This window comes from Aquimarina spinulae (genome assembly GCF_943373825.1).
Taxonomy (GTDB): domain Bacteria; phylum Bacteroidota; class Bacteroidia; order Flavobacteriales; family Flavobacteriaceae; genus Aquimarina; species Aquimarina spinulae.
Genome location: NZ_CALSBP010000002.1, coordinates 2,976,797 through 2,989,111 on the forward strand (window position 1 = coordinate 2,976,797; position 12,315 = coordinate 2,989,111).

Consider the following 12,315-nt stretch of genomic DNA (forward strand, 5'->3'; position numbering starts at 1 on the left):
TATATTTTTTAGATTACTGTTAATATTTTGGTGTATAAGCAATATTTATGTAGTAGTTTTAACCCGTTGTGCATTTAAGGTTTTTTAATTCGAAATTCGTCAATTCGAGTGCTTTGACCAAAGGAAGAAGTGTATCGAGAATAGAATTTTGAATCAAAAAAGCTATTCTCAATAGTCCTGCTGAGCTTGCCGAAGTACAATTTTTTTTATATCATCTCGAGCCCTTCGACTTATCTCAGGATAGGTTAAAGTCGAGAGGCTACTCTGAAAAACCACTCGAATTGACGTTTTTTTTATGCTATTAATTTCTAAATGCACAACAGATTAGTTTTAATTTAAAAATACATTTCAAATTCCGTACTTTAGTACCATACTTAAACCACAATGACTCTATTAATTATTTACGCCGTACTTTCTATTTTCTTTTCGTTTTTATGTTCGATACTAGAAGCGGTTTTGCTTAGTGTAACCCCAACCTTTATTAATGTCAAGAAAAAGGAAGGGAAAGTATATGCCAGTAGCCTTGAAACATTAAAAAAAGATGTTGATAAGCCACTAATCGCAATTCTTACAATCAATACCATTGCACATACCGTTGGAGCTATTTTGGTCGGAGTAGAGGCAAAAAAAGCTTTTGGAGATGAAGGTAATGGTGTTTTTATTGTTTCGAGTATAATGACGTTATTAATTTTGGTAGCTTCTGAGATTATTCCAAAAACAATAGGAGCAACCTATTGGAAACAACTGGCAAATTTTACATCCAAAATTCTTAAAATTTTGATATGGCCATTGAAATGGACAGGTATACTTTGGATATTACAATTAACGACCAAACTTATTGGTGGTAAAGGGCATCATGGATCTGTATTAAGCAGAGAAGATTTTACGGCTATGGCAGATATTGCCCATGAAGAAGGTGTTTTCGAAGAGTCAGAGTCTAAGGTAATTAAAAACCTATTATCTTTTAAAGAGGTTTTTACTAAAGATGTGATGACCCCCAGAACAGTAATGAAAATTGCTTCAGAAGATACAACACTTGAAGAGTTTTTTAATGAAAATCAAAATCTTCGTTTTTCTAGAATACCTGTCTATAAAGAAAATGCAGACAATATAACCGGTCAGGTATTAAAGGATGATATTTTTAAAGAAATGGCAAATCAGAATGGGCATAAAAAGATTGGAGAAATAAAAAGACCTATACTTTTTACGACAAGAAATTTGCCAATACCTGATTTGTTTAATGAACTGATTCAGTCCAAAAATCATTTAGCTTTGGTAGTTGATGAGTATGGTTCTGTAAATGGACTGGTAACCATGGAAGACGTTATAGAGACATTATTAGGTTTGGAGATAGTAGATGAAAGCGATACCGAAACTGATATGCAAATCCTAGCTCGAAAAAATTGGGAAAACCGCGCAAAACGACTAGGGATTTTGGATGACAAAAAAGAAGAATAATGGATGAGGTATATGTAGAAACCCCTTTAGGGATCGCCACTATATCAGGGGATGAAGATGGTATTGCAAGCGTTTCTGTTACCAAAGAGGCTACTAATACTCCTTCAAAAGTTATTCCTTCACATTTACAAAAGGCAGTCTTACAGCTCAAAGAATATTTTGATGGTCAACGTACCGATTTTGAGCTTACTTTGAATCCGTCAGGAACTGATTTTCAGAAAAAAGTTTGGGCCGAATTACTCAAAATTCCTTTTGGAAAAACCCTATCCTACCTTGATATTGCCAAGAAGCTTGGAGATCCAAAAACAATACGAGCTGCAGCAAGTGCCAATGGTAAAAATCCATTATGGATTATTGTACCTTGCCATCGGGTTATTGGTAGCGATGGGTCACTTACCGGATATGCAGGTGGGTTATGGCGAAAAAAATGGTTGCTCGATCATGAAAACCCCGTAAAACAACAATCGTTATTTTAATTTCATAAAAATTGCTTAGTTATTTATTTTAATATTTTCAGTTTCAAAAAATGAAACTGAGATATCGTATTATTGTTTTTTTGTCATTATAGTGATGATTAATATAGGAGTCATCAAATTTTGAAACCCTTTATTTATCTGCAATTAATTTTCATACATTAGCTAAACAAGTTATTTGTTTGTAATACTATCATATTAACTCAAAACTTACATAGAAATGGTAAAACGGATACTCAAATTTTTCTTTAAAAGCTTACTTACTATTATTTTACTCTGTGTAGCACTACTGTACATTTTTGATTATGATTATATTCTAAAAGGAGTTAGGGTGGTTTATATGACAGGCCATACCACTGCATATATCGATGATTATTCGTATTTTGATAATCGTACTATAGAAAAAGGAAATGCTACTCTCGCCTGGGCTACTCATCCAGAATATAATAAAACGCAAAGCACAGATAGACTTAATGCTATTAATAAAGAACTAGGCACTGTTGCCTTTATGATTATTAAGAATGATAGTATTTGGTATGAAAACTATGCCGAAGGATTTGGGATTGATTCTAAAACCAATTCTTTTTCTATGGCAAAAAGTGTGGTAACTGGTATGCTGGGAAAAGCAATTATGGATGGGTATATTAAAAACCTGGATCAGCCAGTTGGAGATTTTCTTCCCGAATTTTCGCAAGGTCTTGCGGCAAAAACTACTGTAGGAGATCTTTCTTCTATGTCTTCTGGCTTAAACTGGACCGAACATTATACCAGTCCGTTTTCTATTACAGCCAGAGCCTATTATGATCCCAATATCAGAGATGTAATGTTAGGACTGGATGTTGTCGAGGAGCCAGGACAAAGGTTTGAATACCTAAGCGGAAATACTCAATTATTAGGTATGGTTATTGAAAAAGCTACCGGTAAAAAGCTTGCAACCTATTTAAGTGAGAGTTTTTGGAAGCCTTTAGGGATGGAACATGAAGCCATATGGCAATTAGATAGTGAAGATAGTGGTATGGAAAAAGCATATTGCTGTATTGCAAGTAATGCCAGAGATTTTGCTCGTTTTGGAATGTTGTTTAAAAACAAAGGAATGTTTGCAGGCGAACAAATACTACCAGCAGAATTTACAGAATTGGCAACAAAACCAAGATTTGAAGATGGACAAATGTATGGATATGGTTTTTGGTTGTCTGATCATCTGGATAAGGAAATTTTTGCCATGCGAGGTATTTTAGGACAATATGTAATTTGTGTCCCAGAGGATAATATTATGATTGTACGATTAGGGCATAATCGCGGTCAGTTTGTACCCGGAGAATCATTTACAGAAGATTTCTTTGTCTTTATTGAAGAAGCTTATAAAATGCTTAATAATGCTTCATAAACTTAATCTAGAACATATCTTGTTTCTGGATATAGAAACTGTTCCCGAACACGAACATTTTGAAAACCTTAGTGAAGAAACAAAATACTTGTGGGCCGATAAAACCAAATATCAACGTAAAGAAGAATTCTCTCCAGAGGAGTTCTATGAAAGAGCAGGGATATGGGCCGAATTTGGTAAAATAGTATGTATATCTGTTGGGTATTTTGCATTCAAAGGTGAAACGAGATCTTTTAGGACCACATCCTTTTATGGAGAAGAAGAACAGCTACTGGTAGATTTTAAAAACTTAATCGAAACCCATTTTGGAAGACCACATCATTTGCTTTGTGCCCATAATGGAAAAGAGTTTGATTTTCCTTATATCGCTCGTAGAATGATTATTCATAATATAGGATTACCTTATAAATTGAATTTATTTGGTAAAAAACCCTGGGAAGTACCTCATTTAGATACTTTGGATTTATGGAAATTTGGAGACTATAAACACTATACGTCTCTAAAATTACTTACCAATATTTTAGGTATTCCATCACCAAAAGATGATATTGATGGAAGCCAGGTACGACAAGTTTTTTATGAAGAACAGGATATTGATCGTATCATCATTTATTGCGAGAAAGATACAATTGCCGTTGCTCAGATTTTACTTCGGTTGCGACAAGAAGAATTATTAGATGAAGGCGAGGTTATATCTGTATGATTTTGACAAAAACTTAACCTTTTAATCAATTTGTTTTCTGATATGGAAAAGAAAGGAAACGAGTCCTTTCTTATTCCATAATACTACTAATTTTGACGAAACGTTTACAAAGTCGAGCCGAAAACAGGAGTAACAACTCATTTATTTTAATCAGGGTTTGAATTTTTTAACCTTTCTGGGGCCTACAGAATTATTTTAAACATAAAAAAGTAACATATCTTTTATGTTATTGTTCTCTCTAATTATGACGTGGTGAAAAGAGTGTTTACGAAGTATATATCTAAGATACAGATTCTATTAATATGTGCAAACCTTTTTTGAGATAAAATTTTTCTTATGTTATTCTTAAGACATATAATTATGATATAGATGGTACTCCTAAATAGCAAACAAAAAACCACCTTGTAAAAGGTGGTTTTGTACAGTATATTTGATTTTATCTATTTTAAAATAAGCTTTTTGGTTATGGTTTTAGTATCTGATTTAACCGATACAAAATACATTCCAGATGGTAAATTGTTTAATTCTATTTTGTTTGCAGACATTTTACCGCGCCTTACTGTTTGACCTGCTTTATTAACGATTTTGTATGTAGACCCATTAAAATTATTCATTTTGATTATAATGAAATCTTTTGCAGGAATTGGGTGAATAACAATGTCAGAGTTTTCTAAATCTGTTTTCACATCTCTATTAAAGTTATGCATTGCAGCATTACCTACACAGAAGTTTTTAGTATCTTCAGAAGTAAATGATCCGCCAGAAGCTAGTACTGCACCAGACGCACTGTTGGTTAGTTCGTAAGAACCGTTACCAAAGCTACAGCAAATCCCATCACCATACGAATCTTTAAATACTAACGTATAACACCCTGCATCCAGTGTTTTGGTTATATTAAGAGTAGAACCATCAGGTTGAGACGGATATGTTCCTCCAGAATGTACTATCTGGTTGTTACTATCTTTAATCTCCCAGCTTGTTTCTTCGGGATAGTTATCAAAAGTAATACGCAGTTTTACATCATAAGTAGAAGATGCTCCTGCTGTGGTTACATTTAAAGTATTACTTGCTGCAGATTCGTTTCCTGCTGCATCTTTAGCTTTTACCGTAAATTGGTATGCTGTGTTAGCGGTTAATCCAGTGATATTTCTTGTAGTTGCAGTTACCGATCCAAGGTTAGTAGCCCCCTGATATACATCATATCCTGTTACACCTACATTATCAGTAGCAGCATTCCAGGATAGGGTAAGAGTTGTTTGAGCAACATTAGAAGCTGCTAATCCTGCTGGAGCAGAAGGAGCTTGAGTATCACCTGTTGATCCACCACCTATAGCCACGGTGTAATCTTCTACTTCACCATAAGAGAAAGATTCACAAGAAGTTGGTATTGCATTGTATTTCATAGATACTCTCATTCTGGTGTTTCCATCTTTTGCTGTTGCAGGTACAGTAAAGTTACCACTTACCGGAGTTGTTTGTGAAGCTGCATTGGTCCATACTTGTTCTCCTGTATCGGCAAAATCTCCATCTTGATTATAATCAATCCATACAGAGTATCCTTCATTATATTTAGTTCCGGTCCAGGTAGGAGTAATGGTAATGGTGTTAGCATTTCCTTTAGAAAGGTTAGTAGATTCAGCAGTAAAATCACTGTATCCACCACTTGCTCCTGTTGATGTTTTATCGATGGTTCCTAATTTTACATTACTTATATATTCATCAGAAGTACTTTGACCATTAGAGGCACAATAGTTTGTTGGATTACCACCATCAGTAGTTGTAAAGCTTACAGAAGCACTATAATTAGAAGTAGTTCCATCGGCACATTTACTTCTTACCTGTACTTCATAAGTAGTAGATGGGTTTAATCCAGAAATTACTTTAGAAGTTCCGTTTTCGGCAGAAGTTGTCCAGTTGGTTGTTCCTGTTTGTCTGTAGCGAAGGTCATAGGTTGCACTGGCTACAGCAGTCCATCCTATAGTAGCAGTATCTGATCCCACGGCCGAAGAAGATACTCCCGTAGGTACTGTTGCTGTACAAGAAGTAGAATCACCATTATACGTTATGGTAACATCTGTAGTGTACTCCCAGGTACCATTATTTATAGTAAGCGTAATAGGAATTTGAGTCCCTGTTGGAGTAGTTGATTTTAACTGAAAATCAATAGCACCATTATCGGTTCCTAAAAGTTCGATACTACCATATTGTTTTGGTTGTCCTAAAGAACTTATATGCGAAGAATTTGAAGATAAACTAACTGTCCAATTGGCTTGATTAAGGCTAAAACGTTTGATAGAATATGCTACTGTTCCCGATGTACTTGTAATTGTTTGATTTACATTATTAGGTGTTACTTTTGCATATTTGGTTGCCATTCTTAATATCTTGATATTAAAAGGGTACACCTCATTACATAAAGGAATAATTCTACTGGAAGCTGGCCAGAACCCATCGTTTGAAGATCCTACTTCGGGGGTCATAGCAAAAACCTTGGGTTTAGAACTTTGTTCTCCATACATCCAATCATCAGAACTTCCTCCCGCTGTGTATCCTACTGTTTGATTAGGAGTACCATATGTATATGAATTTTCTTCTGTCATGTATGTACATATTTTTACAAACGTACTTTGGTCAGGAGTAAATGTATTTGCCTTATATCCCCATGGATGAATCAACAGATTACTATAAGAGTGATAATTAAGCGCAGCTACAAAATTATGCTGATTTGTAAAATCTCTCATTGCCTGGGTTTCAGGTTCCGAAAATTTTGAAGGACCATGATACTGATCACTACTTGGATTTGAAGAAGACCCTCCTGGTGCAGCCCATTGATAACCATAGTTACGATTTAAATCTATACCATATGACCCTCCGTTGTTACGTCTGTTTTTTCTCCAATATCCTCCTCCGTTTGGATTGGTTTGCTGATTGTGTATGTATCCATCAGGATTAATAATAGGTATAAAATATAATTCGGTATTGTCTACCAATATTTTGATTTCAGGATCAGAATTATAATTCTCTAACAGGTACCACATATAAAAAAGATTTTGTGAAAGCCCTATTGGTTCTCTGGCATGGTGTATAGAAGTATATAACATTTCATCTTCGTTTTCATCGGTATCTGCATTGTCACTTATTTTGACCATATAAATTGACCTACCTTGTACTGTTGTACCTATAGATGATTTGGCCGTGATGAGTTGAGGGTAAAGTTGTCTCATTTTATCCAATGCAGCTATTGCTTCGTCATTAGTATGATACCCACCCATACTACCTAAAGAAAAATTACTGGGAGAGGGTACTTGTTGCTGAATACTATTTTTTGCCTTACGTGCATTTTTTCTATCTATTCGCTTATTTATTCTGGGAATCCTTTTCGAGAGATTACGAATTTTGATTTTATATTTAACGTTATTTTTTCGTAATAATTTAAGGTCGCTTTGAGAAATTTCAGCAATAACTTTTCCATTTTCATAATGAAAGTGATCGACCTCTAATCCTTTTACTTGTAGAGATTCTAATTGTTCTTTATCTGTATCAAAAATTACACGATAATATTTTTCTTGCGCTTGTAATATAAGCATATTACATAGAAAGAAAATAGTGCATATCCATGAGATATGGGATTTTAAAGAATTAGTGTTTGTTTTCATTGTTTGTGTGTTTAAGAGTTAGTTTTTAATATTTTCTATAAAAAATATAGAATGAATAATGAAGCATTCTTCATATGCATTTGTTAAGAGTGTAGAAAAAAGTGTAATTAATTCTTAGGAGCAGGTAGAAAAATTTTTGATACCCGAATATGTGTTACCTACATGTATAGCAAGATAGTCTTTAGAAATTCCCTTGATAATTTTTGATGATTAGAGAACTGTTAGATCTAAGAATTAGTTGTTTTCTTGATAGTTTCCCCTTTTTCTTTTTTCCTTGTAGTAATAGATGAAAAAAAGCAAAACGAAATGCCAGTTGAGGGAAAGCATTTTTGTTATAATCTTTCATTATGACAGAGTTTGAGTTTGTGTATGGTTAATATACTATAAATATAATTTTAATAAATCAGATATACCCAATAATTACTATATATTTTATGTTGTAAGTGTTTGTTTTTGAGAAGTTAAAAGTGATAAAGATGTGATTTTTGTGTTAGATTTATAATTTGGAAAACTACTTAAAAAGGGGTCGAAAATCAATCTTTATATGTCCAGAAATATGTTTAAGATGGCTCAAAACATGTTTCTGGATTTTTTTATAATTGATAATGAGGTAGTTATTTTTTGTTGAAAGGAAAACGGGAATTGTTTAGCGTTGTGTATTAAAGGATGAAATAAGTCTTGGGAGGTATTTTTAATAAAAAAACCCTCTCCGTAAAAGGAGAGGGAGTTCAGTAATTATACTTCTATTGTGTCCCCCAACACATTCGAATTATATCGGTACAAGACGGATCAATCCGACGATTTCCCTTAATATAATTACTAGTGAACAGATAAAAAAATCTCTGCTAAATTATATTTTAGAGTATAGCCTAAATATTAAAAATGATGTGTAAAAATGAGTGTGAAGTTATTTTGAGGGGCGAATATATAGATTAATCTTAATAAAACATGTTTTTTTATACTAAACTACTGTGTATGCATAGTATTAAGGTGTTTTTTTGTAAAAGAAAAGTGTATAATTAAGTATTCTTTATTTTGAATTCGTAATCTTAAAAGCTACTATGATATGATCAATTTTATGATTGCTACAAATAGAAGACCCCCGAAACATTATGTTTCGGGGGTCTTTAAAAAAATTAAATCTATATATTATTGCTTGATGATAAACTTCTTGGTTAGTGTTTCATCATTTGATATCACCGAAAAGAAATACATACCATCTGGTAAACCACTTAATTCTACCTTGTTTTCAGATACTTTACCATTTCTTACCATCTGACCAATGTGATTAATGATTCTATAGTTTGAATCCTTAGCATTGTTCATTCGAATCATAATAAAGTCTTTTGCAGGAACAGGAGAAATTACAAATTCAGAGTTTTTCAAATCTGTTGTTGCAATATCATTACTGTTGATATTATTTAATTGTGTATTACCTACACAGAAGTTTTTAGTATCTTCAGAAGTAAATGACCCACCAGAAGCTAGCACAGCACCAGAAGCACTGTTGGTTAGCTCGTAAGAACCATTACCAAAGCTACAGCAAATACCATCACCATAGGAATCTTTAAATACTAAGGTATAACATCCTGCATCCAGGGTTTTGGTTATATTAAGAGTAGAGCCATCAGGCTGAGAAGGATATGTTCCTCCAGAATGTACTACCTGGTTGTTACTATCTTTAATCTCCCAGCTTGTTTCTTCAGGGTAGTTATCAAAAGTAATACGCAGTTTTACATCATACGTAGCAGATGCTCCTGCAGTGGTTACATTTAAAGTATTACTTGCTGCAGATTCGTTTCCAGCAGCATCTTTAGCTTTTACCGTAAATTGGTATGCTGTATTAGCGGTTAATCCAGTAATATTTCTTGTAGTTGCAGTTACCGATCCAAGATTAGTAGATCCTTGATACACATCATATCCAGTTACACCAACATTATCGGTAGCAGCATTCCATGATAGGGTAAGCGTTGTTTGTGCCACATTAGAAGCTGCTAATCCAGTTGGAGCAGAAGGGGCTTGAGTATCGCCACCAGTAGATCCTCCGATCACTACTGTGTAATCTTCTACTTCACCATAAGAGAAAGATTCACAAGAAGTTGGTATTGCATTGTATTTCATAGATACTCTCATTCTTGTACTTCCGTCTTTTGCACTTGAAGGTACAGTAAAGTTACCACTTACTGGTGTTGTTTGTGACGCAGCATTGGTCCATACTTGTTCTCCTGTATCTGCAAAATCTCCATCTTGATTGTAATCAATCCATACACTATATCCTTCATTATATTTGGTTCCGGTCCATGTAGGAGTAATGGTAATGGTGTTAGAGTTTCCTTTAGAAAGGTTAGTAGATTCAGCAGTAAAATCACTATATCCACCACTTGCTCCAGTTGATGTTTTATCGATGGTTCCTAATTTTACATTACTAATATATTCGTCTGTTACACTTTGACCATTAGAGTCACAGTAGTTAAGTTGTACATCTGTAGTTGTAAAGTTTACAGAAGCACTATAATTAGAAGTAGTTCCATCGGCACATTTACTTCTTACCTGTACTTCATAAGTAGTAGATGGGGTTAATCCAGAAATTACTTTAGAAGTTCCGTTTTCAGCAGAAGTTGTCCAGTTTGTTGTTCCAGTTTGTCTGTATCTTACATCATAAGTTGCACTAGCTACAGCGGTCCACCCTATAGTAGCAGTATCTGATCCTACAGCCGAAGAAGATACTCCGGTAGGTACTGAAGCAGTACAAGGTGTAGTAGTTCCTGTTAACCCAGTAACAATAAGAGAGAAATTTTGGCTCCCTCCTGTTAATGTTCCTTTATGGGTAACTGTAATAGTATATGTTCCAGAAGCATTAGCTATATCTACTCTTTCAAATGGATCCACATTATTGTCTCCTGTGCTATTTGTAGTAATACTGGTAAGTTTGTATGGGCTAGATGTAGTAGAACCTTTTGTAACTCTAATATCTAAATCATTTACTAATACAGGTGTATTAGAATTTGTTGCAGTTACAGCTGTTCCTGCTCTATCTGTCCAGGAAATAGAAGCCATTAATGGGCTACTACCATCTGAGTCAACAGTTATAGTATACGTTTGGCCACTTGTAAGTGTTAGTTCTTCTATTTTTGAAGCAGTTCCTTTATTAGTAATAGCTTCGGCAGCAACTTTGGCATTCAATAATCCCCATCCATGTACCGCATCAGGACCAGATGGGCCTATGTCATCAGCAGTATGAAGTGCTAACCCTTTTAAGGTTGCAGCTTTCATAAAGTTTCCATTATTGCTATTGTAATGCTGTTGTAGTAGTAAAAGCGTACCGGTTACATTAGGTGCTGCCATTGAAGTACCAGAGATACTATTGTATGCAGTATCACTATTATCATAAGTAGAATAGACACCAGTACCGTTACCAGTAATGTCTGGTTTAATTCTATAATCATCGGTTGGACCTTCACTACTACCACTATTTATAGTAACACTATTTAATGTACCATCATTACTAACATTGGCATCCTGAGCATTAGCAACCACAAGATTGTTTTTTGAAGTAGAGTGTCCTGTTAATTTATCATAAGAAGAATTTCCATCTAATGGTTGCGCATTAGAACTACTATCGTTTCCGTCATTTCCTGCGGCAACTACCATAAGGTAGAATGGAGCATTAAACATGATCTCATCCCATGTTCTGGATTCATCTATATAGGCCCCAAAATATTGATCAGGAACTGCACTGGCTCTAAAGCCATAAGAATGATTAGATAATAACATTCCATTTGCAGCCGCTGTTGTTGCTTCTGCAGCGTCATTATTCCAATCATGTGTTTTAGCTTTTGCTTGAGAAGCCATTCCTTTTGCATTGGCCTGTACCCCAGAGGCAACTATTGTTCCGGTAACATGCTGGGCATGAAAACTATTGCCATTAAGTGTTGTAACACCATCATTAATAGCAACCCTGTTATTTCCTCCTGCACCATCAAATTCCTGGTGAGTCGGTCTTGTTGCTCCACCATCCCAGACATAAGCAGTCATATTTTGCCCGTCTAGATTTAGGCCTAAAGAACCTCCTGAGTTTAAATGATTTGCTCGCGTAGACTTTGCAGCATCTACATTAAATGTAGTGTAATAAATAGGAGTACCATCTTTTGCCAATCTTTGTAGTTCAGAAAAGCTTCCGTCGGCATTTGTCATTTTAACTTGCCATCCATTTCTTTTGGCAGCCGCTATAGCTTCTTTCTTTTGTAATGCAGCTTTACTTGCTGATTCGGTCTGTAATTGATTTAATTTTACCAGATTACTTTGTTGAACGATCTTAGCCTTTTGCGAAGGATTCTGAGCGAAAAGCCCACCAGATAAAAATAGCATTGCAGAAACAATACCTATATTTAATTTTGGTGAAACTTGCCCATTAAAGCCCCTCAACGAAATAAGGCTTTTGTAGCTTTTTTTCATTGTTATTGAGTTTGAGTTAGTTTTGTTTTTGTTTTTTTGAAGAATTCAAAGAAAACATTCGAATTTCTTAAATTATTCGCAATAAAAAAAAGTTTTTCGATGAAGAGAAAGAAAATTGCTATATAAAACATTAGGGCTATTGCAATGCAACATAGTTGCAAGAAAAATCTTTCTTTTATTATC

At 34.5% G+C, this 12,315-nt stretch carries 7 protein-coding genes; 4 read left to right on the forward strand and 3 right to left on the reverse strand.

Annotated features, from left to right (window positions below):
• The first annotated feature begins 384 nt into the window (after window positions 1-384).
• The 4 genes from NNH57_RS18595 to NNH57_RS18610 all read left to right on the forward strand — a co-directional run bounded on the left by NNH57_RS18595 (window position 385) and on the right by NNH57_RS18610 (window position 4,021).
• On the forward strand, window positions 385-1,458 hold the full coding sequence (locus NNH57_RS18595) for a CNNM domain-containing protein (protein ID WP_108808083.1): 1,074 nt from the start codon (window positions 385-387) through the stop codon (window positions 1,456-1,458).
• Window positions 1,458-1,934, forward strand: coding sequence for a methylated-DNA--[protein]-cysteine S-methyltransferase (locus tag NNH57_RS18600; RefSeq protein WP_074405634.1), 477 nt, complete (start codon window positions 1,458-1,460; stop codon window positions 1,932-1,934). The genes NNH57_RS18595 and NNH57_RS18600 overlap by 1 nt, the downstream gene beginning before the upstream one ends.
• Before the next feature lie 217 nt (window positions 1,935-2,151).
• Window positions 2,152-3,318 (forward strand): serine hydrolase domain-containing protein, encoded by a 1,167-nt coding sequence (locus NNH57_RS18605; protein WP_074405633.1) that lies wholly within the window; start codon window positions 2,152-2,154, stop codon window positions 3,316-3,318.
• The gene (locus NNH57_RS18610) at window positions 3,308-4,021 is read left to right on the forward strand and encodes a 3'-5' exonuclease (protein WP_074405632.1); all 714 of its coding nucleotides are present in this window, start codon (window positions 3,308-3,310) and stop codon (window positions 4,019-4,021) included. Before NNH57_RS18605 ends, NNH57_RS18610 begins: the two co-directional genes overlap by 11 nt.
• A 440-nt stretch (window positions 4,022-4,461) precedes the next feature.
• On the opposite strand, the gene NNH57_RS18615 is transcribed toward NNH57_RS18610, so the two are convergent.
• From NNH57_RS18615 to NNH57_RS18625, 3 genes are all read right to left on the reverse strand, one after another.
• Window positions 4,462-7,677: a M14 family zinc carboxypeptidase gene (locus NNH57_RS18615; RefSeq protein ID WP_108808082.1), complete on the reverse strand. Its 3,216-nt coding sequence runs from the start codon at window positions 7,675-7,677 to the stop codon at window positions 4,462-4,464.
• A gap of 181 nt (window positions 7,678-7,858) precedes the next feature.
• Window positions 7,859-8,023 carry a hypothetical protein gene (locus tag NNH57_RS18620; protein WP_159099240.1) on the reverse strand — a complete coding sequence of 55 codons (165 nt, stop codon included), beginning with the start codon at window positions 8,021-8,023 and terminating at the stop codon, window positions 7,859-7,861.
• A gap of 803 nt (window positions 8,024-8,826) precedes the next feature.
• Window positions 8,827-12,132, reverse strand: coding sequence for a GEVED domain-containing protein (locus NNH57_RS18625; RefSeq protein ID WP_234423379.1), 3,306 nt, complete (start codon window positions 12,130-12,132; stop codon window positions 8,827-8,829).
• Between the last annotated feature and the right edge of the window lie 183 nt (window positions 12,133-12,315).